This is a genomic window from Parasphingorhabdus sp. SCSIO 66989, from assembly GCF_032852305.1.
GTDB lineage: Bacteria > Pseudomonadota > Alphaproteobacteria > Sphingomonadales > Sphingomonadaceae > Alterisphingorhabdus > Alterisphingorhabdus coralli.
The window spans coordinates 3,058,856-3,085,214 of the sequence record NZ_CP136594.1 but is presented as its reverse complement, the minus strand read 5'-3'; the positions used below and the strand labels follow the sequence as shown (position 1 = coordinate 3,085,214).

Annotated in this window: 21 protein-coding genes; 11 read left to right on the top strand and 10 right to left on the bottom strand. The window is 58.4% G+C overall.

Going from position 1 to position 26,359, the window contains the following annotated elements; translation table 11 throughout:
* The first annotated feature begins 46 nt into the window (after positions 1-46).
* The 4 genes from RB602_RS14370 to RB602_RS14355 all read left to right on the top strand — a co-directional run bounded on the left by RB602_RS14370 (position 47) and on the right by RB602_RS14355 (position 3,917).
* Positions 47-934, top strand: coding sequence for a hypothetical protein (locus tag RB602_RS14370; RefSeq protein WP_317081519.1), 888 nt, complete (start codon positions 47-49; stop codon positions 932-934).
* A gap of 283 nt (positions 935-1,217) precedes the next feature.
* Positions 1,218-3,059, top strand: a complete 1,842-nt coding sequence (typA, locus tag RB602_RS14365) for a translational GTPase TypA (RefSeq protein ID WP_317081517.1) — start codon at positions 1,218-1,220, stop codon at positions 3,057-3,059.
* Between the two features lie 87 nt (positions 3,060-3,146).
* Positions 3,147-3,575: a DUF805 domain-containing protein gene (locus RB602_RS14360; RefSeq protein WP_317081516.1), complete on the top strand. Its 429-nt coding sequence runs from the start codon at positions 3,147-3,149 to the stop codon at positions 3,573-3,575.
* Positions 3,576-3,647: 72 nt separating this feature from the next.
* Complete coding sequence (locus tag RB602_RS14355; RefSeq protein ID WP_317081515.1) at positions 3,648-3,917, top strand: DUF3297 family protein; 270 nt, start codon at positions 3,648-3,650, stop codon at positions 3,915-3,917.
* Positions 3,918-3,923: 6 nt separating this feature from the next.
* Here the strand turns inward: RB602_RS14355 and RB602_RS14350 are convergent, their stop codons facing one another.
* Positions 3,924-4,574, bottom strand: a complete 651-nt coding sequence (locus RB602_RS14350; RefSeq protein WP_406568377.1) for a CHAP domain-containing protein — start codon at positions 4,572-4,574, stop codon at positions 3,924-3,926.
* 167 nt (positions 4,575-4,741) lie between these two features.
* Here RB602_RS14350 and RB602_RS14345 point away from each other — a divergent pair, with 167 nt between their 5' ends.
* The gene (locus RB602_RS14345; RefSeq protein WP_317081513.1) at positions 4,742-6,100 is read left to right on the top strand and encodes a methyltransferase family protein; all 1,359 of its coding nucleotides are present in this window, start codon (positions 4,742-4,744) and stop codon (positions 6,098-6,100) included.
* 124 nt (positions 6,101-6,224) lie between these two features.
* Here the strand turns inward: RB602_RS14345 and RB602_RS14340 are convergent, their stop codons facing one another.
* From RB602_RS14340 to RB602_RS14325, 4 genes are all read right to left on the bottom strand, one after another.
* The gene (locus tag RB602_RS14340) at positions 6,225-8,507 is read right to left on the bottom strand and encodes a TonB-dependent receptor (RefSeq protein ID WP_317081511.1); all 2,283 of its coding nucleotides are present in this window, start codon (positions 8,505-8,507) and stop codon (positions 6,225-6,227) included.
* Between the two features lie 367 nt (positions 8,508-8,874).
* The gene (locus RB602_RS14335; protein ID WP_317081509.1) at positions 8,875-10,263 is read right to left on the bottom strand and encodes a glutamate--cysteine ligase; all 1,389 of its coding nucleotides are present in this window, start codon (positions 10,261-10,263) and stop codon (positions 8,875-8,877) included.
* Between the two features lie 76 nt (positions 10,264-10,339).
* A complete protein-coding gene (locus RB602_RS14330) occupies positions 10,340-12,304 on the bottom strand; it encodes a proprotein convertase P-domain-containing protein (RefSeq protein WP_317081507.1) in 1,965 nt (654 codons plus the stop codon).
* Positions 12,305-12,432: 128 nt separating this feature from the next.
* Entirely contained in the window at positions 12,433-13,203 is a 771-nt protein-coding gene (locus RB602_RS14325; RefSeq protein WP_317081505.1) for a 16S rRNA (uracil(1498)-N(3))-methyltransferase, read from the bottom strand.
* 133 nt (positions 13,204-13,336) lie between these two features.
* Here RB602_RS14325 and ubiA point away from each other — a divergent pair, with 133 nt between their 5' ends.
* Entirely contained in the window at positions 13,337-14,260 is a 924-nt protein-coding gene (ubiA, locus tag RB602_RS14320; RefSeq protein WP_317081503.1) for a 4-hydroxybenzoate octaprenyltransferase, read from the top strand.
* Positions 14,261-14,287: 27 nt separating this feature from the next.
* On the opposite strand, the gene RB602_RS14315 is transcribed toward ubiA, so the two are convergent.
* A complete protein-coding gene (locus RB602_RS14315) occupies positions 14,288-14,677 on the bottom strand; it encodes a VOC family protein (RefSeq protein WP_317081501.1) in 390 nt (129 codons plus the stop codon).
* 166 nt (positions 14,678-14,843) lie between these two features.
* On the opposite strand from RB602_RS14315, the gene soxR reads away from it, so the two are divergent.
* The 3 genes from soxR (at position 14,844) to yghU (ending at position 17,504) form a co-directional block, all read left to right on the top strand.
* On the top strand, positions 14,844-15,299 hold the full coding sequence (gene soxR, locus RB602_RS14310; protein ID WP_317081499.1) for a redox-sensitive transcriptional activator SoxR: 456 nt from the start codon (positions 14,844-14,846) through the stop codon (positions 15,297-15,299).
* A 102-nt stretch (positions 15,300-15,401) separates the two neighbouring features.
* Positions 15,402-16,505 (top strand): energy transducer TonB, encoded by a 1,104-nt coding sequence (locus RB602_RS14305; protein WP_317081497.1) that lies wholly within the window; start codon positions 15,402-15,404, stop codon positions 16,503-16,505.
* 114 nt (positions 16,506-16,619) lie between these two features.
* Positions 16,620-17,504, top strand: a complete 885-nt coding sequence (gene yghU / locus RB602_RS14300; RefSeq protein ID WP_317081495.1) for a glutathione-dependent disulfide-bond oxidoreductase — start codon at positions 16,620-16,622, stop codon at positions 17,502-17,504.
* Between the two features lie 108 nt (positions 17,505-17,612).
* On the opposite strand, the gene smc is transcribed toward yghU, so the two are convergent.
* The 4 genes from smc to RB602_RS14280 all read right to left on the bottom strand — a co-directional run bounded on the left by smc (position 17,613) and on the right by RB602_RS14280 (position 23,490).
* Entirely contained in the window at positions 17,613-21,110 is a 3,498-nt protein-coding gene (gene smc / locus RB602_RS14295; RefSeq protein ID WP_317081493.1) for a chromosome segregation protein SMC, read from the bottom strand.
* A 219-nt stretch (positions 21,111-21,329) separates the two neighbouring features.
* A complete protein-coding gene (locus RB602_RS14290; RefSeq protein WP_317081491.1) occupies positions 21,330-22,076 on the bottom strand; it encodes a DsbA family protein in 747 nt (248 codons plus the stop codon).
* 49 nt (positions 22,077-22,125) lie between these two features.
* The gene (locus RB602_RS14285; RefSeq protein ID WP_317081489.1) at positions 22,126-22,830 is read right to left on the bottom strand and encodes a DsbA family protein; all 705 of its coding nucleotides are present in this window, start codon (positions 22,828-22,830) and stop codon (positions 22,126-22,128) included.
* Between the two features lie 18 nt (positions 22,831-22,848).
* The gene (locus RB602_RS14280) at positions 22,849-23,490 is read right to left on the bottom strand and encodes a DUF721 domain-containing protein (RefSeq protein ID WP_317081487.1); all 642 of its coding nucleotides are present in this window, start codon (positions 23,488-23,490) and stop codon (positions 22,849-22,851) included.
* A gap of 28 nt (positions 23,491-23,518) precedes the next feature.
* On the opposite strand from RB602_RS14280, the gene RB602_RS14275 reads away from it, so the two are divergent.
* A complete protein-coding gene (locus tag RB602_RS14275) occupies positions 23,519-24,592 on the top strand; it encodes an A/G-specific adenine glycosylase (RefSeq protein ID WP_317084569.1) in 1,074 nt (357 codons plus the stop codon).
* A gap of 321 nt (positions 24,593-24,913) precedes the next feature.
* Positions 24,914-26,236 carry a serine hydrolase domain-containing protein gene (locus tag RB602_RS14270; RefSeq protein WP_317081485.1) on the top strand — a complete coding sequence of 441 codons (1,323 nt, stop codon included), beginning with the start codon at positions 24,914-24,916 and terminating at the stop codon, positions 26,234-26,236.
* Positions 26,237-26,359 lie beyond the last annotated feature (123 nt).

Genomic DNA, 26,359 nt, shown 5'->3' with positions numbered 1-26,359 from the left:
GAACGGGAAAGGGAGATCGGTTAAAGTCTTAAGCGCTGTGTACCTTATGGGCGGCGCGGCGTTGCTGCTCGCCGCTACCGATGCGCTGCCGTTGCGCGCGATGCAATGGCTCAAGGTCGATGGCGGGCCGGATGCCATGGTAGCGGCGGTCAATTATGATCCGGGTGTCTGTCTGGCGGCCAATGCATCGCAGAATGCGCTTACTGGCGAAATCCTGTTTCGCACCCCGTCATTACTCGGCGGGCAGGCAGCCAAGGCCGGCCTGTCCTGTGCCAGTTGCCATGTTAATGGCGGCGATAACCCCAATTTCCATTTTCCCAATGCCTCGGGCGCGCCGGGCACCGCCGATGTCTCAAACAGCTTCTTCAGCGCGACCGGTGGTAACGGCACGTTTGATCCAGTGTCGATTCCCAATCTCGCGGAGCCGGGCAAGGTCTCGCGCGCCGATCCGGGAGAGCTAGAGGCTTTCCTCAAAACCCTGATCGTCGTCGAATTTGCTGGTGAAGAACCGCACCCAGCCGCGCTCTCTGCGCTGGCGGATTATATCCGTGCGCTTCGGTCATGCGAAGTGCAGGGCGAATCCGGGCGCAGCCTTGCGGGCGATCTGGCACTGGTGGAGCGCGCCGCGTTGATGGCCGAGCGTCGCATGGCCGAACGCGATGAGGATATGGCGCGACTGTTGGTTGCCGGTGCACGCGATACGCTGGGGCGCATATATGAGCGCTTTGCTGGCGATGATTTGCGCAAAGAACGCAATTCCATCGAGCATAGCAGCATCACCCTCCATGCCGCGTCGCGCGAAACCGGGAGCAGCAACCGCATCGCCTCTTTTGCCGTATGGCGCGAGACCTTTCATGGATTGCGGCAGATCCTGCAGCGGCGCGAGGATGAGTCGCTGTATAACGTCCAGCGGTTGCGCGAGAGGCTGGAATAGCGCTTCCTAAGAGTTTCTCGCGAAGGTAGCGAAGAGCGCGAAGGGCCTATAGCCCTCTCCCCTTCAGGGGAGAGGGAAGAGCCGCGAAGCGGCGAAGGGAGAGGGGGCGTACCAGAAGCGCAGCGCCAATTGGATAACCCCCTCCCTTAATCCCTCCCCTGAAGGGGAGGGAGACTTTTCCTCGCCGCATCATCCTTGTTGCGCCGCAACATGCTGCGCTGTATAGGGCCGCGCAGGACGCGCCATTTGGGCCGCGTCAGTATCTCATAAGGCCTTTCAGACAATGTCCACCGCTTCGCTGCGCAATATTGCGATCATCGCTCACGTTGACCATGGCAAGACCACGCTGGTTGACCAGCTTTTCCGCCAGTCCGGCACCTTCCGCGACAATCAGCGGGTGGAAGAACGCGCGATGGATTCCAATGATCTGGAGAAAGAACGCGGCATCACCATTCTCGCCAAATGTACCAGCATTGAGCGCGAGGATGCGGACGGCAATCCCATTCGCATAAATATTGTGGACACCCCGGGCCACGCCGATTTCGGCGGTGAGGTGGAGCGCATTCTCTCGATGGTGGATGGAGTCATCCTGCTGGTCGATGCCGCCGAAGGCCCTATGCCGCAGACCAAATTCGTCACCGGCAAGGCGCTGGCGCTTGGCCTCAAACCCATCGTCGTGGTCAACAAGATTGACCGCCCCGATGGCCGCCCGGCCGAAGTGCTTGACGAGGTGTTTGAGCTATTCCTCAATCTCGACGCCAATGATGAGCAGCTGGATTTCCCGGCGTTGTTTGCGTCCGGCCGCTCGGGCTATGCCAATCTCGATGCCGATGCGCGCGACGGCGATTTGTCGCCGCTGTTCGACACCATCATCAACCATGTCCCCGCGCCGCAAGTGGATAAGGACGCGCCGTTCAGCTTCCTCGTGACGCTGCTCGACCGCGATAATTTTGTCGGTCGTATCCTTACTGGTCGTATCGCTACCGGCACGCTCAACATGAATGACCCGATCCGTGCGATTGATCGCGAGGGCAATCAGGTGGAAGCAGGCCGTGCGACCAAGATCATGGCCTTTCGCGGGCTGGAGCGGGTGCCGGTGGAAAGCGCGACGGCCGGCGATATCATCTCACTGGCCGGGCTTACCGACGCCACCGTGGCCAACACCATCGCCGCGCCCGAAGTGGAAACACCGATTGCAGCGCAGCCCATTGATCCGCCGACACTCTCCATGCGTTTTGCGGTGAATGACAGTCCCTTTGCGGGCCGCGAGGGCGACAAGGTGACCAGCCGCATGATCCGCGACCGGCTCTTCCGCGAGGCTGAAAGCAATGTCGCCATCCGCATAACCGAGAGTGATGACAAGGACAGCTTTGATGTTGCCGGACGTGGTGAATTGCAGCTGGGCGTGTTGATCGAAACGATGCGCCGCGAGGGTTTTGAGCTCGGTATCAGCCGCCCCCGCGTTCTCTTCCGTGAAGAAAATGGCGAGCGTTTAGAACCCTATGAAACTGTCGTCATCGACGTCGATGATGATCATTCGGGCACTGTGGTGGAAAAGATGCAGCTCAGAAAAGCCGAGCTGGTCGATATGCGGCCTTCGGGCGGCGGCAAGACCCGCATCACCTTCAGCGCGCCATCACGCGGCCTGATCGGCTATCATGGTGAATTCCTGTCCGACACCCGCGGCACCGGCCTGATGAACCGCCTGTTCGAGAAATATGGCCCCTATAAGGGCCAGGTTGCAGGCCGACCCAATGGGGTGCTGATCTCCAACGGCACCGGCGAGAGCGTTGGCTATGCGCTGAACGCTCTGGAAGACCGTGGCGAGCTGTTTATCGGCTCGGGCGTGCCGATTTATGAGGGCATGGTGATTGGCGAGAATGCCAAGCCGGAAGACCTTGAGGTCAACCCGATGAAATCGAAGCAACTCACCAACTTCCGCTCGACCGGCAAGGATGACGCCATCCGTTTGACCCCGCCACGACTGATGAGCCTGGAACAGGCGATTGCCTATATCGACGATGACGAGATGGTAGAGGTGACGCCCAAATCCATCCGCCTGCGCAAACGCCATCTCGACCCGCATGAGCGCAAAAAAGCAGCGCGCAAGGCCGAGGCGGCCTAAGCCTTTTTACAATACTGGCTCGGTGCAATTCTTGCTCCTGCCTCGGCAGCGCTATAACTACTAACCTTCGAATAGAGGGGGATAGCCATGGAATGGATGATACTGCCGCTTAAACGCTATGCGGATTTTGAGGGTCGTTCGCGCCGGATGGAATACTGGATGTTTCAGTTGTTCCAGTGGCTGGTCTATATTGTTCTGATTTTGGCGATGGTCGCTACCGCCGAGACTGGTCGAGCACCCATTGGCGAAACTCCGGAATTTGGGGCTGTGCCCGTGATATTTCTCAGCATATTTGGCCTTTTCGTTCTCGGCATGGCCATTCCCAATATTGCGGTGACTGTCCGGCGCTTTCATGATCAGGATCAATCGGGCTGGCTGTATCTGTTAACTCTTATCCCCTATCTGGGACCTTTGATCGTGCTTGTTTTTATGTTCCTGCCCGGAACGAACGGCGAGAATCGATTTGGCCTTGATCCAAAAGGCGCCGGTGGAAATATTGGCGAGGTGTTTACCTGATCCTGGGCTGTTGCACCGCCTGCCCGTTGGTCATATGACGCTGAAAACCAAGAGTAGCAAAGAGCCAATATTATGACTGACATTCCACCCGATCGCCTCGCGGTGCATCCTGCCAGCCCCTATCATGATGCGGAAAAGCTGGCGCGCGGTGTCGGTATTCGCTTCAAGGGCGAGCGCAAGACCACGGTGGAGGAATATTGCATCTCCGAAGGCTGGGTACGGGTGCAGGCAGGCAAGACGCTGGACCGCAAAGGGCGACCTTTGACGCTGAAGCTCAACGGCCCGGTTGAAGCCTGGTATGAAGATCTGGGTGATGATGCGCCGGTGGCGAAGGCGGATTAGGCGGGTTTACTCGACCTGACCAATATCCAGTTTGCCGAGCAGATCACCCAGCAGATCGGCTTTCGGTGCCGGTGCCTTATCTGGCCTAGTCATATCCATCGCATAAACCCGCTGCGGGGCTTGGCGCTGCGGCGCCTCAGGCTCCTCGCCCGGTGCGGCATTATAGATAAAGCCGTGTACCGGATAGCGCGTGGTGCCGAGATCGCTGATCGGCGCATACCAGACGCGTACTTCTGACCAATCATTATTGGGCGACACATCAATCGCTTTGACATCGCGTTCAATCTGGCCGCGGCGACCATTGATCGGCGACCAATTGGCATGGTCGAGCAGGATGGTGCGGTCATCGATTATCGCGCTGACGGCAGCGACATGGCCCAGCCGCATCCGGCCTGTGGGCTGGAATGCCATCACTGCGCCAACCGCAGGAGCCTTGCCGCGAGCATAGCGCTTGGCCGCCTGACCCCACCAGGTATGCGCATCGCCATAGATGCTGATACCCGATTGCTGGCGGGCATAGGGCACACATTGCAGATAGCCATCGCCATTGGCGGCGGCGGGCATGGGAACCAGTATCGCCATGGTGCTGAGGCCGACCAATATTACCGCCGCGACGCGTCGAGACCGCCAAATCAGGGAAGAAATGAGGAATTGCATGGCTTTGACGATCATCCGAAAAGGTTAACAAAGGGTAAATGGTTTCGGCGCGATAGCTGTCTTTCGGCCTGTAAATAATCGCGAGAATGCCCTGATATCCGCAGATATTTATGACTCGCTTACCATTTAGGGTTAAAGCATCGGTTATGGATGAAGCAGGCAGCAAAATGACCCGTAATGGAAGTAAGGCTGACCCAAAGCCGAAAAGTGCCGTCAGCCATGGTGTCGGGCTGGCCGGAATGGTGGGTCTGATCGGCTGGATCGCCATCGCGCGATACTATGGCATGGATGGGCCCTATTCGGCGCTGATGGCAACGCTCTGGTGCGGTGTGGCTATGGTCGCTTGGTCGGTACTGGTCGACAAGGTGCATAAGCGTGAATCCACCGGCATTGACTGGTCCAGCCCGCGCCCGATTTCCGAGGTAATGGATATCAGCCAGATCAAACTGGCGGGGCTGTGGGCGACGTGGGGCATTATTGCCGCCGTCTATGCTATTTGCCGCTGGTATTGGGCAGGCTCTTATCTGTTCTCGATGCGGATGTTCACCTTTGCCGCGCCGTTTCTGTTCTTCGGCTCGATTCCCTATGTCATCTGGCTCGACCGTTATCTTAAAGAGCCCAAAGACGGGGCCTGGCATTTCGGCGCATTGCTGTGCGGGCAGCATGGCTGGGACAAGGACGCCATTGCCAATCATGCACGCAGTTGGCTGGTGAAAGGATTCTTCCTTGCCTTTATGATCTCCATCGTTCCGGGCGGGTTTGGCGATGTCGTGCGCATGGACGTTGCGGAGATCGCGACCAATCCGGTGTGGATTGCTGGCAGCCTGATTACCCTGATGTTCGTTTTTGACGTGCAACTCGCGACTGTCGGCTATCTGCTGACGATGAAACCGCTCGACGCGCATATTCGCAGCGCCAATCCCTATCTGGCCGGCTGGGTCGCCGCGCTGATCTGCTATCCGCCCTTTATCCTGATGGGTGGCGGAGGACCGCTGGATTACCATCAGAATACCGCTGAATGGTCCTATTGGTTTGAAGGTAATACCCTGCTGAATACCCTGCTGCTAAGCATCTGGGGCACGATATTGGTGTTTCTGACCGCTATTTATGCTTGGGCCACGGTGGCCTTCGGCTTGCGCTTTTCCAATCTGACGCATCGCGGTATTCTCACCCATGGCCCCTATGGCTTCACCAAGCATCCGGCCTATCTCTCGAAAAACCTGTTCTGGTGGTTTGCCACCATGCCGTTTCTTACGACCAGCGGATCGATTGTGGATATGGTGCGCAATACGGTTCTTCTCGGGGCGGTGAGTGGCGTCTATTATTGGCGTGCAAAGACCGAAGAAAAGCATCTGATGGCGGACCCGGATTATGCGGAATATGCCGCATGGATGGACCGCAATGCGCTGATCCCACGTAGCATCAATGGCCTATTTGGCTGGCTGACCGGCTGGCGTAAGCCACAAGCTGCGGCACAGCCGGTTAAATCGGGTAGTACTGCGGACGATATCGCGCCGGCGGAGTAAGCGGCTCTATTTCTAGCAGGCGTCATTGCGAGGAGCGAAGCGACGCGGCAATCCAGAGCAGTAGCTTGTTGCTCTGGATTGCTTCGCTTCGCTCGCAATGACGAATCTCACCTAAACCAAACTTTTAGAAACGCGTACCGATCTCAACACCAAAGATACGCGGTTCGTTGACGAACGCGGTCAGGTTGTTGAAGTCGATGCCACCAACGGCGGATGTGTCATTGGTGATGTTCCGCGCGAATGCCGCGATATCGAACTTGCCGTCATCGGTACGATAACCAATACGCAGACCGCCTTCGAGCAGTCTGTCATCCGAGAATTCAACTGATTCATAGAGGAAGAATTGAATCTCGCTGCGGTAATACCAGTCGGTAAAGGCGTAAATCTCACCGCCGCCAACCGGGTGAGCATAGCCAGCGGTCCAGTTGATCGTCCAGCGCGGCGATTGTGGTAGGCGGTTGCCATTAATCGAGGCGATGCCCGGTGCAACGATCGGATCAAGGACGGTACAGGGCGATGCACAAATCTGGGTGCTCAGATTCGGGTCCTGAATTTCGTTCTCGTTAAAGCCAATACCGACGCTGAGATCGAGGCCATCTGTCGGACGTGCCTGGAACTCAGCCTCAAAACCATAGCTTTCGACATCGGCTGCGTTGAGCAGGGTGTTGAAGTTGAGGCCACCGCCAACAGCCGTGAGCTGCAGATCTTCAGTGTTCGAGTAATAGCCGGTCAGGTTAAAGCGGGCGCGGCCACCAAACAGGGTGGATTTAATGCCTGCCTCATAGGACATGGTACGCTCGGAATCGGCAACAGAAGTGCTGCGGCCAAAGGCGAGACGGCCCTGGATCGACGGCGCACGATAACCACGTGCGGCGCGGGCGAAGATATTGATGTCAGGATTGACCTCATAAACCGCGCTCAAATCCCAGGTTAGCAGATTGGCGTCGACATTCTCGGTGATCGGCGCAACCGGGCCGCCAAAGCCAAGGAAACCGGGGCGAACATCAACCGGACGCGAGGCAACAAAGTCACGGCTATCATCATTGTAACGTGCACCGGCTTGCAGGGTCAGGCCATTGTCAAAGGCATAGCTGACCGAGCCAAAGATGCCAAAGGCTTCACTTTCCTGACGCTGAAGAGCAACGGCCGAAGGTGTGACATCCTGTGGCGCGCCAAAGTCGAAGGTCTCAATGTCGAGATTCTCGCTGAAATAGAACAGGCCGAACTGATAGTTGAAGGCACCGCCGCCATTGCTGGCGAGACGCAATTCCTGGGTGAACTGGTCAAGGCTGGGAACATTGTCCTGTGTCTGCGCGCTGAAAGGGATGCTGCCGGGTCCGCCTGGCGGAGTGAAAGGCAGATCGTTGCTGAAGCCGCCATCAATATCGCCACGGCTAAACAGATTGCCGTTCCAGTAAGAGGTGATCGAATAGAGTGTAACGTCGCCGAAATCATATTCAAACGCACCGCCGACATTGAAGAGCTCTAGTCGCTGGAAGTTTACGCCATCGGCGCGGGTTTCGCTGCGTTTGAACTCGGTGCCGGGGCCACCCAGACCGATCAGGTCGCCAGTACCCTGTTCCAGTGCATTGGCGCGGAAAACAATGGCGGTGCCGTCAAAGATGCGGGTCTGGCCGAATATGCGTCCGGTAAAACCGCCGCTTTCATATTGTAGTTGCAGGCGCGCTGCGATGTCATCAAAACCGCCAAGATTGTTATCGCCCGGTTCATCGACATTGTCGATCCAGTTGCCACGCCGCTGATAGGAGCCGGAAGCACGCACTGAAAAACCATTGTCATCAGCAACACCAGCAGCGCCCTGAATGTTCACCGAACCGAAGCTGCCAAGGCTGGCACGGGCATAACCGCCGGTTTCGCCGGGTTTCACGGTATCGAACTTGACGATACCCGCCGGCGTGTTGCGACCGAACAGCGTACCCTGAGGACCGCGCAGAACCTCGACACGTTCTACGTCAAAAACCGGGAAGCCTTTGAGGATCGGGTTTTCGAGAACCACATCATCATAGACCAGGCTGACCGGCTGTGAGGCGTTAAGATCAAAATCGGTATTACCGAGGCCGCGAATGTAAAAGCGCGGGAAGGTACGACCGAACGAGCTTTCAATGTTTAGTGCCGGGACGCGGCCTGCCAGCGAACGGATATCTGCGCCGCCTGAGGACAGCACGTCAAGTGCGTCATCATTCAGGATAGAGACCGACAAAGGCACATCCTGAATATCTTCGTCGCGACGCTGCGCGGTGACGGTGATGACATCAAGACCCTGATCATCGGCTTCAGCACCTTGTGGAGCCTGTTGCGCCATTGCGGGGATGGCGGTGAGCGCCGATGTCGCCAACGCGGTAGCGAGGGCGGAGCGGAAAGCAGTTTTGGGAAAAGTGGTACGCATAATCATATATCTCCGTGGCTGGCAGCCTCGCCATGATCCTATTGAATGAGATGAATTGCGCGGAGATCGTTCCATGTCCCCGTTTCGCAGCATTTCCTAGGAAGTGCTGGCCCTTGGTCAAGGCGAGGACCACAGAATCATGGGGATTGTTGCGACTTTGCGCGACCATTGTGACGTTTTTGCGACAGTTTCAGAAATGGCAGTGCTGTGATGCTCTTAAGCCCCTCCCCTTTAGGGGAGGGGTTGAGGTGGGGGCTATCAGCAGGCACAGCGCAAGTGGTGATCCCCCACCCCGCTGCGACTAACCCCTTCGCTTCGCTCAGGGCTAAGTCTCACTGCCCCTCCCCTAAAGGAGGAGGGGGTATTGCTAAAAACTCATCTCGTCATAGATCCGGCCCAGATCACCGTTCCATTCGCCATGATAGCGATCCAGCAACTGTTGCGCGGGGGTTTTGCCAGTGGCTACGATATCATGCAGTGGTTTGAGAAAGCCGGTTTCATTATCGCCGCCGGTATTAAGCCGATTGCGGCTGGCAAGACCCTGCGAGGCAATATCCAGCACCTCAGCCGCAATATCGCGCAGAACGCGACCATCGCCAAGCGGTGCGTCAAAGCCCAATTTGGGGACGGAATCGCGCAGTGTCTGCCGTGCTTCCATCGACCAGTCTTTCACCATGTCCCAAGCGGCATCAAGCGCGCTCTGATCATAGAGCAGGCCGACCCAGAAAGCCGGCAGGGCGCAGATGCGGTTCCACGGGCCGCCATCGGCACCGCGCATCTCAAGGAAGGATTTGAGCCGCACTTCGGGGAAAGCGGTAGAGAGATGGTCATTCCAGTCGCTCATCGTCGGTCGTTCGCCGGGGAGAGCGGGCAACTTACCTTCCAGGAAGTCGCGAAAGCTCTGGCCCGCAGCATCAATATATTGGCCATCGCGATGAACGAAATACATCGGAACATCGAGCATATAGTCGACATAGCGCTGATAGCCGAAACCGTCTTCAAACACGAAGGGCAACATGCCGGTACGATGCGGGTCGGTGTCTGACCAGATATGGCTGCGATAGGAGAGATAGCCATTGGGCTTGCCCTCGGTGAAGGGCGAATTGGCGAATAGCGCGGTGGCCAGTGGTTGCAGCGCCAACCCGACCCGGAATTTCTGCGCCATATCGGCCTCAGAGGAATAGTCGAGATTAACCTGGATGGTGCAGGTGCGCAGCATCATGTCGAGGCCCAGATTGCCGACTTTGGGCATATGGTTCATCATGATCTTATAGCGCCCCTTGGGCATGACGGGCAGGTCTGCGCGAGCCTTATCATGCCACATGCCAAGGCCCAGAAAGCCCTTGCCGGTTTGCGCGCCAATCGCCTTGACCTGATCGAGATGACGACCGGTTTCGTTGCAGGTCTGGTGCAGATTCTCCAAAGGCGCGCCCGAGAGTTCCAACTGCCCAGCGGGTTCCAGACTGACCGTGCCATCCGCACCGCGCATGGCGATGACGTTACTTGTTCCTTCTGGGCCATTTTCCTCAATCGGCTCCCAGCCAAATTCGCGCAGGGCGAGCAACAGGTCTTTAATGCCGCCCGGTTCATCATAGCTCGGGGCATGCTGGTCCTGTCGACAATAGACAAATTTCTCATGCTCGGTGCCGATGCGCCATTGCTCTTTGGGCTTGGCGCCGCGCTGCATGGGTTCGCACAGTTGCGCGATATTCTCGATGACCGGGCTGTCGCCGTCTTCAACCGTTTTGGTGCTCATGCCAGAGCCTTAGGACGAGGACCGATTTGGTTCTAGGGTTTTTTTATGCAACCCATTTCGCAACAGTAACAATGGGTCAGTCGATGACCACATTGAAGATGATCGCGAGATTGCTATTGGGGCCAAGCGCATTGGCGGTGCCTGTAATCGTGCCCTTGGCTGATGCCGCTGCGTCGAATGCGGCGCCATAGGGATCGGTCTCATCGGCGCCGCTGGCATCTTCATCTTCGCCGGTGATCCCGGAATTGCATCCGCTGCCGGTCTGCAATGAGCCCGGTACATAGGTGACGGCGGTGGGAATGGAGTCGCTGGCAGAGATATTCTCTGCTGTGGCGCTGCCGCTATTGCTGACAAGAATGCAGTAGCGCATGGTCGCGCCGGGAATGGCCTTGGGGTTTTCGGTATTGACCTCATCGTTCAGAACCTGGGAAATTTTGGTAACCGATATGTTGGCGACCGGATCGCACAGATCAATGTCCCGCAGGGTGACGCCCTGCTGCCCCGGGTTAGTCGGAAGGTTGAGATCATGATTGCCATAGCGAATGATGATCGTATCAACCGGGCCGTTGAAAGTGATGGTAATATTGCCATCGGCGCTGTCACTGTCTGCGCCGCCATCGCCAAAGGCACTGTTGCCAACGACATAATTGCTCACCCCGTTGGTGAGTGTCGGATTGACTGTTGCGCCTTGATACTGACCGGTGACGGTGATCCTGTCGGCGAATTGGTTCGCATTATAGTCCACGTCGGCCATTGTGAATTGCGCGCCATCAACAGCAGTGGGCAATGTGATGGTCGTAACCACCTCATCGGACGCGTTGTTCATGTCCGTAAGCTGAAGAAGCTGTATCTGTCCGGGTGAACCGCCATGGACGATGGACTGCAGCGTCGGTGATTGACCGCCGAAAGTGGCGTTGTTGAGAAACGTGCCGTCATTGGTGATGGCGAAGTTGATGGTGCCGAACCCGGCGAGCGCGTAGCTGTTATTGAGGCTGCCTGCCGACCAGGTACGACCGGCCCAGGAGAAACGGCTGGTTCCTGCCGGACAGATGAGCGGTGGCGGGGTTCCAGCTGTGCGCGTTCCCTGTACCGTGAACGAGGCAGAATCATCATCATCCTCATTGGTCGAGCCATTACCGGCGGTTGAGTCGATATCGGCCAGCGAAGACGCGATGATTTCTGCCCTGTTGGTTACCGTTGCCCCGGGTGTGGCGTTGACATTGGCGACGATGTTGATTGTCGCCGAAGCACCGGGTGCGAGGCTGCCGACGGTCCAGATGCCGCTGGTCGGGTTATAGCTCCCGGTGCCGGTGGCGCTGACAAAGTTGATGCCGGTCGGCAGGGCGTCACCAACCTGCACGCCATTGGCAGTATTGGTCGATGCAGAGGCACTGCTGACGGTCAGGCTATAGGTCACTTGGCTGCCGCTGGCGGGACTGGTGTTGCTGACCGTTTTATTAAGCGACAGATCGGCAAAATTGGTTGGCTGCTGGGTCAGATAAAGCTCGGCATGGCGGAAATTGCCGTCGTCATCTGATGTAAACAGATCGCAGATTTCCAGCCGCCAGGTGCCGGCGCTGTTCTGGCCATCAAAGGCAGTCAGCGGGTTGTTCGGGGTGAAATCATGCTGAAATGGTGGTGGCGTTGCGGTGGAATGGTTGGAACCATTGCCATCGGTATTCACCGTCTGCGTGCCTTCATCGTTCAGCCGCACATTGAAATTATCGCCATTGATCGCGTTGGTATTGCCGTTGACCAAACGAACCCGGGTGCCCGATGGCGATTGCAGCGTGATGCGAAGGTCGCCGCGCCAAGTATGTTGCGCATAGACACCGATATCGACATCGATAACCGTGAAACTGTCGGCGACACTGAAATTGCGCACCAAGGGTGCGGCACAGCTGGTACTGCCATTGATCGTGCCATCGGTGGAATTGACATAGCTGGTGGTTTGCGCCTGTGCAGCGCCGGAAAACAGGCACAGCAACGCCAACAGCCATGCCGCGACTGCGCTGAACTTCGCAATTTTTGCGCGGGCCACGTCTACGGAAATGCCCGACAATCGGAATAGCGGCTTAAGCAATCGAAAATCCCCGTCTGATGTGGCGGGGAGTATCTGCTAAAATGGTTTATTTAGTATAAACCATGTCGATTTTTGCAGCTTTACCGCTAGCTTTCCGGCGTCCAGTCGCCGCGACCGGACATCCACAGGCTGATCGCCGCCAATGCCGCTGTTTCGGCACGCAGGATGCGCGGGCCGAGCGATACTGCCACCGATTGCGCATGTTGGCGGATCATCAGATTTTCCTTATCGGTAAAGCCGCCCTCCGGCCCGATAAGGATCGCCGCCGGTCCGGGGTGATCGACCAGAGCTTTGCGAAATGAGCCTTGGCCGCGCTCGAACAGGCGCTCGTCGGCAAAGAAGATATGCCGCCCCTCTGGCCATTGCGCCAGCATGTCAGGCAGGTCCTGTATCTCTGCAATTGAAGGCAGAGCGGTGCGTTCGCATTGCTCCGCCGCCTCGATCATATGCGCTTCCAGTTTGTCCATACGGATACGGTCGCTGATGGTGCGCTCGGTACGCACCGGGCAAAAGCGGTCTATGCCTAGCTCGCACGCCTTTTCCGCCATAAAGTGCCAGCGATCTTTCTTGATCGGCGCCGCGCAGAGCCAGAGATCAGGAACACTTTCGCGCTCGCGCATCCATTCTTCGATGATAATCGTAACGGCGCTTTTTTTTACTTCGGTGATGCTCGCCAGATACTCGCCGGTTTCATTATCGAACAGCATCACCTGGGCATCAACGCGAAGCCGCATGACATTGGCGAGATAATGGCCATGCTGGTCATCAAGGACCATCTCGCTGCCAACCTCCAGGTCGCGATCAGGAACATAGAGGCGCGGCACGGATTTGGGGGGCCAGGCGGGTGTTGCGGGCATAGAGTGTCTTTCTGAGTTTCCTCTCAAAATGTCTCGGTCGCGCCGCCATGTCGCAGGCACCCTAAGGCTGACCCCACCCGCTTCTGGCAAAACGCTCTTCGACAAAGTCAGGGCTAACGGCTATTGGGTGCGCATGTCCAGCGAAAGCAGCTTAAAAGATTTAACGCCTGACAGCGAGCATAGCGGGTTGATGGGCCTGCTGCCCTCTTCGGCACGGCCCTTTGCGCTATTGGCGCGCTTGGACCGCCCGATTGGCTGGTGGCTGTTGTTCTGGCCTTGTGCCTTTGGCGTCGCACTGATCGGCGATTTGCGCAGTGATTGGCCGTTGTTGTTATGGTTCCTTCTCGGCAGCATCGCGATGCGCGGTGCGGGATGTGTCTATAATGATATTGTCGATCGCGACCTCGATGCCCAGGTGGCGCGCACGCGCAGCCGCCCCTTGCCCAGCGGCGCGGTCAGCTTGCGCGCGGCATGGATATGGCTGATCATGCTGTGCCTGATCGGATTGGTGGTGCTGCTGCAACTGCCGCTGCTGGCGCAGGGCATTGCGCTGGCCAGTCTGGCACTGGTCGCCGCCTATCCATTTATGAAGCGCATCACCTGGTGGCCGCAGGCCTGGCTTGGCATGGTGTTTAGCTGGGGCGCGCTGGTTGCGGGGGCGACGGTCAGTAACGAGCTGTCGCTTATGGCGCTGGCGCTTTATGGCGGCTGTATCTTCTGGGTCATCGGTTATGACACCATCTATGCGCTGCAGGATATCGAGGACGATGCGCTGGTCGGCATCCGTTCCAGCGCCCGCGCTATGGGCGGATCGGTGCGGTTCGGGGTGTTGCTCTGCTATCTTGCCGCCATAGGTCTATGGTGCACCGCCTTTTGGATCAAACGGCCTGATCCGGTCGGCCTGATCGCCTTGCTGCCGGTCAGTGTGCATCTTTTGTGGCAGATTATTACCCTGAAACCCGTTGACCCCGCCGACCCGCTCACCAAATTCCGCTCCAACCGCAATGCCGGGCTGTTGATGTTCCTCGCCTGCGCGACCTTGGGGCTGGCGGGCTAATATCCTCCCCGCTTGGGGGAGGATTGCTCAGGAATAGCTCACAATTTCAAACTCTATCCCGTCCCAATCGAAGAAATAGAAGCGCCGTCCGGGGTCATAATCGCCATGTGAGAAGGGCTCCAGCCCGGCTGCGATAACCTTCTGCTCCACCGCATCCAGATCATCGACCACAATGCCAATATGGTTCATCGGCTTGCCTTTAGCAAAGTGCGGCTTTTTGCTGCGCACATCGTCATTGGAATAGACTGCGATATAGTCATCCGCATCGCCGACATGCAGCGTATGGCCACCCAGCATTGATGGGCCCTCCCACCGGATATGCCAACCGAAAAGCGCGCAGAAGAGATCGGCCGATCGCTTGGGGTTGGTCACTGTAATGTTCACATGTTCTATCCTAGCTGTGATTGCCTCGGTCATCGTTCATGTCCTTTCTCCATCGCTGTGATTGATCGCTGATCGCGATGTCGGTCAGGCTGGCTGACGGCGATTGCGCAATGCCGAATCAATCCTCTTGTTCCTTGTGCAACCTCAACCTAAGTTGAGGCCAAGCAATTGTTACGAATTTTTGAAAAGAGGAAGGCAGATGCCGCTGAAAGCCCAGCTTACTATTGGTGATTTGGCCCGGCGCACCGGTCTCAGCATCTCGGCAATTCGTTTCTATGAGGAGAAAGGGCTTGTGCATCCGGTGCGCAGCGCCGGTGGCCAAAGGCGCTTCCTGCGTGCCGATATTCGCCGTCTGTCCTTCATCCTGATCGCCCAGCAATTGGGTCTCAGCCTTTCGGAAATTGCCAATGCACTGTCGCTATTGCCCAAGGATCAGGCGCCGACAAAAAAGGACTGGTCGTTTATCGCAGGAAAAGTACGCGGCTTGATCGACGAGAAGATTGCCGTGCTCGAACGTACCCGTGCGCGGCTGGATGGCTGTATCGGTTGTGGTTGTCTCTCGCTGCAACAATGCGCGCTCTACAATCCCGATGACCGCGTTGGGCAACAGGGCACCGGCCCGCGTCTGGTGCTTCATAACGAAACGGACCAATAAAGGCTTTACCGGCGTCTCAAGCGCTGTATCCCGCATCGCAGTTTACTGATCAAAGGCGTTGCCCTGTAAGGCGCATCGCCGAGACCATGATATGATAATGCCATGACCTTCTTTATGCTCACTTCAATCCTGCTTCTGGCCGCTGCCCAGCCGGTTGAGGATGCCGACGACACCAGCGAAGAAACCGAAACCACCGAAGACACCGAAGCAGCCGAGGAGCTGCCATCTCAGGTGATGCTCAGCTGGACGCCGGGTGAGGTAAGCTGCAGCGCCACTCCGGTGCGTCCAGCCACTATGCAGCGGCCCTATGGTAACGTCATTGCGCGCCCATCATCAGAGGTGTTTCCGGTCATTTACACCTTCGAGATTGACGAAAGCGGGCGCACGGTGAGCATAAGGAGGATATCCGAGAGGCGCAGACGCATTATGGGGCAGGACATCGCGCCTGCATTGGCGGCATCGCGCTTTGCGCCCGGTGCTCCGCATAATGATTGCACTATCATTTATCGACCGCAGATCAGCGAGTTAGCCGAGGCAGAGCTGTCTGACCTGATGCGCTATGCGGTTGTTCCTCTTTCGGTACCATTACCGGAAGCAGCGCGGGCGCGCTTGTATAACCAGGGCGATTGCCACGATACGCCGCGGCCCGAGCCGCAAAGGCGTCTCTTCCCGAATTTTCGTGCGATGCCAAGAACGGCTGGCGTGCGCGACTGGATCATGATCAGCTATGATATTGATGACTCTGGTCGCACCCAGAACGTCACGCTAATGGACAGCACTGGCAATGCCGCGCTCGATAGCGATGCTTTGGAGGCGGTAGATGGCAGCCGTTACTATGACGGGCCGAAACAGGAGTGCCGCTATAGCTATTGGCTCGGCGCGGCGACCATGCCGCCACCACCTTCGCCGACAGAAGAAGAATATCGTCCCGATGATGCCACCTGTCCGGTCAATCATGAATGGGCAACAAAACCGGCCCTGCGCTATCCCACAGCCTATAATCGCCGTGCGATAGAGGGCTGGGCGTTTATCACCTATGATATTGCCGAGTCAGGCGAGCTAGAGAATATCAGCGTTGCCGACAGCCAGCCGAGCGAGGATTTCGGCGTGCAGGCCAGCGCCATCATGCGGAGCGCCAAGGCAAAGGCTGGTGAGGTGTTCACCGGCTGTGTGCTCAAGACGCGGTTTCGTATGCCAGAGAGTTAGACCGAGTTCAGCGCACAATAAATTCTTCTATCGCCGAAACAGGGAAAGATTGGCCTTTGCGCGATCTCTTTCTATGTAGAGGCGCATATCCATATTCCATAGGAGCTGAGCCCCATGTCTGAAGCCGAATATATCCCGCCGAAAATCTGGACCTGGGACAGTGAGAGTGGCGGGCGATTTGCCAGCATCAACCGGCCTATTGCGGGCGCGACGCATGACAAGGAACTGCCGGTCGGCAAGCACCCCTATCAGCTCTATTCGCTCGGCACACCCAATGGCGTCAAAGCCACGGTCATGCTCGAAGAACTGCTCGCCGCAGGCCATAAAGGCGCGGAATATGATGCCTGGCTGATCAATATTCAGGAAGGCGACCAGTTTGGCAGCGACTTTGTCGCCATCAACCCCAACAGCAAAATCCCGGCGATGATGGACCGCACAGGTGATGCGCCGGTGCGGGTGTTTGAGTCGGCCTCGATCCTGTTTCATCTGGCGGAGAAATTCGGCACATTCCTGCCCGCCTCCGGCCCGCTGCGCACCGAGGTGATGAACTGGGTGTTCTGGCAAATGGGCAGCGCGCCCTATCTCGGCGGCGGCTTTGGCCATTTCTATGCCTATGCGCCGAGCAAGATGGAATATCCGATCAACCGCTTCGCGATGGAAGCGAAGCGGCAAATGGATGTGCTCGACCGGCAACTGGCCGATAATGAATTTATCGCAGGCGATGAATATACCATCGCCGATATCGCCATCTTCCCCTGGTATGGCGCGCTCGCTATGGGCTTGCTCTACGGCGCGGGTGAGTTTCTCCAGGTGGAAAGCTATGAGAATGTCCAGCGCTGGTGCAAATTGCTCAACGCACGCCCGGCGGTAAAACGCGGCAAGATGGTCAACCGGCCCTTTGGTGATCCGTCCGAACAATTGCTCGAGCGCCATGATGCCAGCGACTTTGACCTGCGCACACAGGACAAGATTGGCGGGGAGAGCCCGGAGGCGGTTTAAAACCCTTTTTGTCATTCCCGCGAAAGCGGGAATCCAGAGCCGCAAGCGATGCATTATGTTGCCCTGGATCCCCGCCTTCGCGGGGATGACAGTGAATTGGTGCAAGCCTCACTCCGCCGCGAGTAATTCCTCGGCGCCGCCCAGATCGACCGAAACCAGGCGGCTGATCCCCTTTTCGATCATCGTCACGCCGAACAGCCGGTGCATCCGGCTCATCGTCACAGCATTGTGGGTGACGATCAGATAGCGGGTATCGGTCTCGCGGGTCATCTGGTCGAGAAGGTCGCAAAAGCGGTCAATATTGGCGTCATCCAGTGGCGCATCAACCTCGTCGAGGACGCAGATTGGCGCCGGGTTTGTCAGGAACAGCGCGAAGATCAGCGCCACGGCGGTCAGCGCCTGTTCGCCGCCGGACAGCAGGGTGAGCGAGGCGAGTTTCTTGCCCGGTGGCTGCGCCATGATTTCGAGGCCTGCCTCAAGCGGATCATCGCTGTCGATCATCGCCAGATGTGCCTTGCCGCCATTGAACAGCCGCACGAACAGCCGCTGGAAGTGGTTATCAACCTCCTCAAATGCGGCGCGCAATCGGGCGCGGCCTTCGCGGTTGAGACTGCCGATTGAGCCACGCAGCTCGGCAATTGCGGTGATCAGCTCATCATGCTCCTCGCGCGCACTGGCGGTTTCCAGCGCCAGTTCCTCCAGCTCATCGGCGGCCACCAGATTGACTGGGCCGATACGCTCGCGCGACGCTGTCAAGCGATCAAGCCCGGCGGATTCAGCATCACTATCGCCAACATCATCCTCGTCAAAATCGCAGGTCTCGGGCAGCAGCGGCGGCGAGCAGGAAAAACGCTCGCCCGAAATGCGGCCCATTTCGACCCGGCGCATATCGGCATTTTCCGCCTGGGTGCGCGCGGCAGCGCGGCCTTCACGCGCCTGTGCCAGCGCCTCGCCGACATCGCGGCTGGTGGTCTCGGCCTCGGTGACGGCGGCTTCAGCACTGTTCAGCGTCGCGATATTACGGCTCAGTGTAGCGTCAATCTCGGCACGGCTTTGCTCGGCCTGTGCTATACCCTTAGCCAGTTTTTCCGGTTGCTCGGCAATACGTTTCTGCTCGGCGGCGATTTCGCTCTCGCGCTGGGTGAGTTGCTGCAAGCGTTGGTCAGCCTCACCCGAACGCGCCTGCCAGCCGCGTATTTCGGCCTTGATTACCGCCAGCCGCTCGCGGGTTTGCGCTGCCTGTTGATCGCTTGCTGCCAGCTCGGCTTGCGCCTTTTGCAGCGCGGTGCGCATCGTTTCGCTCTGCTGCTCCATTTCGGCAAGTCGCTGCTTTTGCGCTGCACCATCGGGCAGAGCGGTGCGCGCCGCTTCCGCCTCGGCCAGCGCAGCCTTGGCATTGGTCATGGCGCTGGCGCTGCGCTCGCGCCGTTCGTTGAGATCGGCCAGCCGCTCGGCATTGCGCTGCCGGGCAAAGTCCGCTGCATCACGGGCACGCAACGCCTGGCGATGGTCTTCATGCGCCTCTGCCCGCGCCGCCTCGGCATTTCGCGTCTGTTGCTGCGCGTTTTCCAGGGCGGTACGGGCTTCTGACAGGGCCGCTTCATGCGCGCCAATGGCCGCCTCATGCTCGGCAATAATGGCTTTCAACTCGGTCAGGCGATTGGCGCGCTCGAGCCTTTCCGCCGCGCTTGATTGCTCGCCGCGCGCGGCATAGCCATCCCAGCGGCGCAGCGCCCCATTGCGTGTCACCAGCCTTTGCCCTGGTGCCAGTGGTTGACCATTGTCACTTTCGCACACCAGTATCGCATCCAACCGCGCCGCCAGCGCCGCCGGGGCCTTCACATGGTCAGAAAGCCGGGTGCAGCCATCGAGCAAGGCATCGGGTGCAGCGCTAGCCTGACCGGACCAATAGCGCGCATTATCGCCGCCCTGATCCGCCAGCGCCGCGCTTAGCGTATCCCCCAAAGCCGCCGCCAGAGCACGCTCATAGCCCTTATCGGCACTTAACTGATCGATCAGCTTACTGCCACTCTGCCTTTTGGCGAGATCGCGCTCCAGCGCATCATGCTCGCGCTTGACGCCGTTCAGCTCGGCGCGCGCGGCGGACAGATCGGTCTCGGCCTGTTGCCGTGCGCGTTGCAGTTCGGCGCGCCGCTCGGTCAGCGCCTCAACATCGGACTGCGCTTTGGTGATTGCCTGTTCGGCGCTCTGGCATTGCGCTTCGGCCTGTTGCCATTGCTGTTCCAGCGCCTCGCTATCTTCCAGAGAAGCCTCAGCTTCAGCCAGTGCGGCGGCGGAGCGCTCGGCATCGGCCATTTGCGATTGCGCATTGGCCAGCGCTGCATCAGAAACGCGGATATCCGCTTCGATCCGTGCGGCATCGGCGCTGGCCCGGGCCAGTTCGACCTCGGTTTCGCGCACCGCGCGCTCGGCATTATCAAACGCGGCTTTGCGTTGCGGCAGATCGGCCTCAACCTGCTTGATTTGTTTCCCAAGCTGCTCCGATTCATCCTCAAGCTGTTTCAGCGCAGCAGCAGCATCATGGGTCAGCTTATCCTCACGCGCACGATCCTGCGTTACGCGGTCGGCCTGTTGCTGCAGGTCGGATATGCGCGCCTGAACCCGGTCGCGTTCTGCGGTCAGCGTCGCCAGATGATGCGCCGCATCACTGCTGCGCTGGCGTGCCTGTTCGACAGCCGAGCGGGCATCGGCGAGCGCGCGGGTGGCTTCATTCTGTTTGGTCTGCGCCGTTTCGAGCGCTGCCTGCCCCTCGGAAACGCGCGCCTCTGCAGCTTCGGCTTCGGCACGCGCCTGTTTCGCGGTCTCTGCCGCCAAGCGCCAGCGCGCAAAGATCAGCCGCCCCTCGGCGGTGCGGATTTGCTCGGAGAGCTTCTTGTAACGCTCCGCCGCACGCGCCTGTTTCTGCAGATGCGCTGCGCGGGCGTCCTGATCAGCGAGAATATCCTCCAACCGTGCCATATTGGTTTCAGCGGCCCGCAGCTTCTGCTCGGCATCCTTGCGCCGGACATGCAGCCCTGAAATGCCCGCCGCTTCCTCCAGCATCTGGCGGCGCTCGGTGGGCTTGGCGGCGATAGCAGCAGCGATCCGCCCCTGACTCACCAGCGCCGGAGAATGTGCCCCGGTGGCGGCATCGGCGAAGATCAGCGAAACATCCTTGGCGCGCACATCGCGGCCATTGGCGCGATAGGCGGAACCGGCATCGCGCTCGATGCGGCGGACAATCTCCAGCTCGGGGTCATCGCTATCGCCGAACAGCGGGTTATTGTCGTTGGCTTCCTCTTCGCTGCGCCTCGTGTCGCCCAGCAAATGCACCACATCACCGCGCTGGCGTTCAGCGAGCAATGTCACCTCGGCAAAGTCGCGTGCCGGGCGGCGTTCGGTTCCGGCGAAGATCACATCTTCCATGCCACCGCCGCGCATGGATTTGGGCGAGTTTTCGCCCATCACCCAGCGGATGGCCTCCAGCAAATTGGACTTGCCGCAACCATTGGGCCCGACAATGCCGGTCAGCCCCGGCTCGATATGCAATTCGGTCGGGTCGACAAAGCTCTTAAAGCCGGAGAGTTTCAGGCGTTTGATCAGCATTTATGGTGTGAACCAACAGCGGAAGGCGCGAATTTGCAAGGATTATCGCCGATTCTTCCCCGGGAAAGTGTTTGGGCTTGGTATGGTTTTGCAAATGGCTGCTTTGTTCCCCTCCCCTTCAGGGGAGGGGCTAGGGGAGGGGGATATCCGCTTGCGATGCGCTTGTTGAACGCCCCCTCTCCCAACCCTCTCCCCTGAAGGGGAGAGGGCTATAGAGCCTTATTGATCGCGTGCGCCCATATTCTGGATGCGGGTTTCAATTTCGGGCCAGGTGTTGAAGTTGACCAATTGATTGTTGATCAGGAAACTCGGGGTTCCGGTGATATTGAAATCCTCACCCGCTGCCTGGGTCTGATCCGCCAGCGCCTGTGCCTTATCGGTATCGGCGAGACAGGCATTGGCTTGATTCTGCGAAATGCCGCGCTGGGCGAAGAACTGGGTGAGCTCCAGCCCCTGCGCAATCGCGGTGAAACGCTGTTCTGGTGGCAGCTGGCCGATGGCCGGGTCAAGCTGTTGCGCTGCCTGCAGCACCTGACCCTGATTGGCGAAGATCTGTTCGGTCAGCGGGAAAAAGCTGGCTTGGGTGCCGCATTGGGTCAGCATCGCCATGGTGAGATCAATGGGGTCGCGGACAAAGTTGCGCATCTCAAAAGAAACGCGGCCCGAGGCGACATATTCATCGCGTAGCGGCTCAAACGCCTGGGCGGAGAAATTGCCACACGCACCACAGGTCAGCGAGCCAAATTCGACCAGCTTGATTGGCGCGTCGGGGTTACCCATGACATAGCCGCCCGCCTCGGTCTTGCTGACGACATCGCTCCATTTCTGGCCTTCGGGCGGTTGGATGATGGGCAGGGCTTCGGCGGTGGGTTCTTCGCCGGCAGCGGTGGCATCGTCATTTTCCGATGAACAGGCAGCCAGCGCCAGTGCGGCGGTTGCAGACAGGAGAATTGCGGAAAGGCGCATGGTGTGTTCCTTATGCGTTGGGATTGCGTAATGGGTAAGGTGATTGGATTTAGAGGCGGTCCAGCTTGGGCTTCAGCGCTTCCCAGCTATGGGTTTTGTCCTGAAGGCGGCCATTGATGGTGAAGCTGGGCGTACCGGTAATCTTGGTGTCGTTGACCGCGCTTTGGGTCATTTTGATCAGCAGGTCTATTTCCTTCTGATTGGTAAGACACTGGCTGATCTGTGTCTGGCTATAGCCGCGTCCCCGCATCAGGCTGGACAAACCAATATCGCGCGCAATCAGCGTCAGGCGATTGGGCATGGCCGCTGATTGCCAGGCGCTGCGCTGGGCAGAAGTGGCCGTGTTGGCCTTGCTGGTCCAGTCTTGCTGTGCTGCCAATATCGCTTCATGATTGCCGAAGAAGCGATCCTTGCTGCCGCAACGTGCCAACAGGGCCGCTGCCAGATCATAAGGGTCGCGAACAAAGTTGCGAATTTCCACGCTGGCTGTGCCTTTCGGCAGATACCGGGTCTTCATGGGGACTGCCGACTTTTCGGTGTAATCGGCGCAATGCGGGCAGGTATAGCTGACAAATTCGACGATACGGTTACGCGCCAGCGGGTTGCCGCGAATATGGCCGCCGGTTGGCGACATGCGCACGGTTTTGGTCCAGTCAGCCGAGCTTTGGCCCGAACGGCCAGCCTGTTCTGCCATGGCGGTTGTCAGGCCGATGCCACCACCGATCAACGCAATCATCGCTGCGGCTTTCAACATAGCGGTTTTCATAAATGCTTATCCGTCGTTTCTCTTTGGCGCGCTTTTACCCGGTTCCGGGGTGCTTTGTCCATCTTTTGCGTTGGCCTCCGCGCCCTCTTCGGCATTGGCAATATCGCTGGCCAGCGATTCAAGCACCGCGAGCAATTCCGGGTCACCAATATCGCGCAAACCATCGCCCAGTTCGACCGGAACGGGTTTGAGTGGGCGCGGGGGTTTAACTGGCGGTTTGCTGCGCGGAGGGGTGACATCGCCTTGGCGGAACTTGATCTTGGCCACCGCCGGATAGCCGAAGAAACGGTTTACTCGCTCGATAATCTCCGGCCCGACGTGCTGCATCAAAACCGCATGCGCGCCATTGACCACCAGATTCAACGTGCCTTCGGATTTTTCACCTTTGGGGAAGCGGATGGATTCAGGCAGCGAGATCGCGGCATAGCGCTCGCCCGCAATTTCCGGCCAGCGGGTGACGACCGAGCTTTGCACAAAGCCGAAACGGCGAAACGCGGTGCGGCCAATTTCCGGCATCAGATCGGCAATCGCCTTGGCCTCGCCACCGCGTGGTCGCTGATAGACGCGCGATTTCGACGTGGCTTTCTTGGCTCCAGCCTTTGTAGTGCGCTTTTTCGGCTGTTTATTGTCGGATGAGTCACTGGCCATGGTCCAGCGCTTTTGCCATAGCGGGGCCATGCCCGTCGAGCCTGACTTTCCCGATACCGACAAGATTCCGCGCGCCCTGCTGGCTTGGTATGAGAGTCACGCACGCGATTTGCCGTGGCGCAAGCTGCCCAATGCGCTGAAAAGTGAGGGCGCGCCCGATCCCTATCATGTGTGGCTGTCGGAGATCATGCTGCAACAGACAACAGTGGCGGCGGTGAAGCCCTATTTTGCCGAATTCACCCGGCGCTGGCCCGATGTGCAGGCATTGGCGGCGGCGGATGAGGCGGATGTTCTCGCCGCATGGGCAGGGCTTGGCTATTATGCCCGGGCGCGTAACCTCATCGCCTGTGCTAAGGTCGTTATGAGCGAGCATGATGGCCGCTTCCCTGACAATGAGACGGAATTACTCAAACTGCCGGGTATCGGCGCCTATACCGCTGCCGCAATTGCCGCGATTGGCTTTGATCAGCATGCCGTGGTGGTCGATGCCAATGTCGAGCGCGTGGTGGCAAGGCTGTTCGGCATTGACGCCCCACTGCCCGGATCACGCTCCACCATTCGCGAATATGCTGAGCAGATCACGCCGCACTTCCGCGCCGGAGACTTTGCGCAGGCTATGATGGACTTGGGCGCGACCCTGTGCCGCGCGCGTGATGCCAAATGCCTTCTCTGTCCTCTGTCCGATCACTGCGCCGCGCGCAATTTGGCCGATCCGACAAGGATTCCGGTTAAGGCACCCAAAAAGGCCAAGCCGCAGCGTATCGGTCATGCCTATTGGCTGGAAGCGCAGGGGCATGTCGCACTGGTTGAGCGTCCGGCAAAAGGGATGCTGGGCGGTATGCGCGCACTGCCCGATGATGGCTGGCGCGCTGGCGCTGATGGCGATGGTATTGCGCCAGCGGAGGCAGAGTGGGAGAATCGTGGAGAGCCCGTGGCGCATGTCTTCACCCATTTTTCGCTGCAATTGCAGCTGATGGTCGCCACGCCGGGGTCTTTTGATCCCGATGCTTTGCCAGATGTGCAATGGTGGCCCGTCGATAATCTCGATAATGCTGGGCTACCGACATTGTTCGCCAAGGTGGCGCGGCGGAAGATGGGATGATGCTTTATCCTCCCCGTCGCGAAGCGATGGGGAGGGGGACCGCCGGAGGCTGTGGAGGGGTGCGAGGCTAAAGGCGAGCTTTGCGACGATTGCAACCGGCGTATCCTCGCCCTTAGGGCTGCGGCCCCTCCGTCTCGCCTTCGCTAAAGCTACGGCGAGCCACCTCCCCATGCACCTTCCCTTCGCTTCGGCGCACGGGGAGGAGATGAAAGGTCATTCCAGTATGAAAACAAAACCTATTTTTCTTGCCATTCACGCCGCATGCAGCAACAACGTGCATAGCAAAGGCCATAAAGTAAGCCCGTATCAGGAGAATTTGCCATGAAATCGGAAAAACTGATCATGCAGGATATGCAGCTGTCGCGGCGCAATCTGCTGCGTTCTGCCGGGCTGATCGGTTTGGCCGGGGCTGCGCCTATGGCGGCGACAACAGCTTTTGCGAAAACACCAGCCGAAAAGTTCCCGCTGATTGCGGCGGAACTGACCAAATATGTCAGCGAGGAAAAGGTCGCAGGCATGGTCGCGGCGATCGGCTTCGGTACCGATGCGCCCGAATATGTCACTGCGGGCACGCAAAGTGTTGGGGGCACTGTCGCGGTTAACAAGGATACGCTGTGGCGTGTCTATTCGATGACCAAGCCGGTCACAGGCATGGCGGCGATGATCCTGATTGGCGAGGGCAAGCTGAAACTGGATCAGCCGGTCGCCGATATCCTACCCGAATTTGCCAATATGACGGTGCTCACCGATCCGGAGAACAGCCTGGATGCGGTGCCAGCCAAGAATAAAATGACCATCCGCCATTTGCTCACCCATACGGCGGGGCTGGGTTATAATATCGTCACAAAAGGGCCGCTGCTCGACAAATATAACGAGTTGGGCATCTCTCCGGGCGAGGTGAGCAAGATGCCGTTGCCGGGCTTCCCTGTCCCCGCGCCGACGCCCGCAATTGACGAGTTTTCGCGCCGAGTTGCGACATTGCCACTGGTCGCTGATCCCGGCACAAAATGGAATTATTCGATTAGCCTCGACCTGTTAGGCTATGTTATTCAGGTCGCATCGGGCAAGGAGTTTGGTGCCTTTTTGCAAGAGAAGATGTTTGATCCGCTTGGCATGACCAGCACTTATTGGACGGTACCGGAGAGCGAGATTTATCGCTTTACCTCTAACTATGCCGCTCTGGGTAACTTCCTGCTGCCGATCGATCCGCCGAATAACAGCATCTATTCCGAGCCCCCGGCCTTCCCCTTTGGCGGGGCCGGGCTTGTGTCCAGTGCGCGCGATTATGATCGCTTCCTTGCTATGCTGGTCGGACGCGGCGCATTGGACGGCACCCGTATTATGTCGGAAGAAACCGCGATGCTGGGTATGTCGAACCTGCTGCCTGATACAGTGGATCTGACAGGTAGCTGGGTTGAAGATGAAGGCTATGGCGCCGGTGGCCGGGTTGGTCTGGGCAATGAAAAGGCTCCGGCGGGCACCTATGGCTGGGGCGGTGCTGCGGGCACGGTGGCCTTTGTTGACACCAACCGCAATTTCCGCGCCAGCGGCTATACCCAATATATGCCGGCGGACAGCTATCCGTTCCAGAAGGAATTTCCGAAGCTGATCTATAAGCAGATGGAAGCTCTAAAGGGTGCTTAAGCCAAAAAAACGCGTCATTGCGAGCGTAGCGAAGCAATCCAGTGCAACCTGCGCCAACTCTGGATTGCCGCGTCGCTTCGCTCCTCGCAATGACGGGTTTTCAGAACGAGCCAATGCTAGGGA

Excerpts from the sequence above, each read along its gene's own strand:
- RB602_RS14340 (WP_317081511.1), bottom strand. The coding sequence starts at position 8,507 with ATGCGTACCACTTTTCCCAAAACTGCTTTCCGCTCCGCCCTCGCTACC.
- ubiA (WP_317081503.1), top strand. The coding sequence starts at position 13,337 with ATGTCCAGCGAAAGCAGCTTAAAAGATTTAACGCCTGACAGCGAGCAT.
- RB602_RS14305 (WP_317081497.1), top strand. The coding sequence starts at position 15,402 with ATGACCTTCTTTATGCTCACTTCAATCCTGCTTCTGGCCGCTGCCCAG.
- RB602_RS14270 (WP_317081485.1), top strand. The coding sequence starts at position 24,914 with ATGAAATCGGAAAAACTGATCATGCAGGATATGCAGCTGTCGCGGCGC.
- RB602_RS14350 (WP_406568377.1), bottom strand. The coding sequence starts at position 4,574 with ATGCAATTCCTCATTTCTTCCCTGATTTGGCGGTCTCGACGCGTCGCG.
- RB602_RS14275 (WP_317084569.1), top strand. The coding sequence starts at position 23,519 with ATGCCCGTCGAGCCTGACTTTCCCGATACCGACAAGATTCCGCGCGCC.
- smc (WP_317081493.1), bottom strand. The coding sequence starts at position 21,110 with ATGCTGATCAAACGCCTGAAACTCTCCGGCTTTAAGAGCTTTGTCGAC.
- RB602_RS14280 (WP_317081487.1), bottom strand. The coding sequence starts at position 23,490 with ATGGCCAGTGACTCATCCGACAATAAACAGCCGAAAAAGCGCACTACA.
- RB602_RS14315 (WP_317081501.1), bottom strand. The coding sequence starts at position 14,677 with ATGACCGAGGCAATCACAGCTAGGATAGAACATGTGAACATTACAGTG.
- RB602_RS14370 (WP_317081519.1), top strand. The coding sequence starts at position 47 with ATGGGCGGCGCGGCGTTGCTGCTCGCCGCTACCGATGCGCTGCCGTTG.
- typA (WP_317081517.1), top strand. The coding sequence starts at position 1,218 with ATGTCCACCGCTTCGCTGCGCAATATTGCGATCATCGCTCACGTTGAC.
- RB602_RS14335 (WP_317081509.1), bottom strand. The coding sequence starts at position 10,263 with ATGAGCACCAAAACGGTTGAAGACGGCGACAGCCCGGTCATCGAGAAT.
- yghU (WP_317081495.1), top strand. The coding sequence starts at position 16,620 with ATGTCTGAAGCCGAATATATCCCGCCGAAAATCTGGACCTGGGACAGT.
- RB602_RS14325 (WP_317081505.1), bottom strand. The coding sequence starts at position 13,203 with ATGCCCGCAACACCCGCCTGGCCCCCCAAATCCGTGCCGCGCCTCTAT.
- RB602_RS14290 (WP_317081491.1), bottom strand. The coding sequence starts at position 22,076 with ATGCGCCTTTCCGCAATTCTCCTGTCTGCAACCGCCGCACTGGCGCTG.
- RB602_RS14355 (WP_317081515.1), top strand. The coding sequence starts at position 3,648 with ATGACTGACATTCCACCCGATCGCCTCGCGGTGCATCCTGCCAGCCCC.
- soxR (WP_317081499.1), top strand. The coding sequence starts at position 14,844 with ATGCCGCTGAAAGCCCAGCTTACTATTGGTGATTTGGCCCGGCGCACC.
- RB602_RS14285 (WP_317081489.1), bottom strand. The coding sequence starts at position 22,830 with ATGTTGAAAGCCGCAGCGATGATTGCGTTGATCGGTGGTGGCATCGGC.
- RB602_RS14360 (WP_317081516.1), top strand. The coding sequence starts at position 3,147 with ATGGAATGGATGATACTGCCGCTTAAACGCTATGCGGATTTTGAGGGT.
- RB602_RS14345 (WP_317081513.1), top strand. The coding sequence starts at position 4,742 with ATGACCCGTAATGGAAGTAAGGCTGACCCAAAGCCGAAAAGTGCCGTC.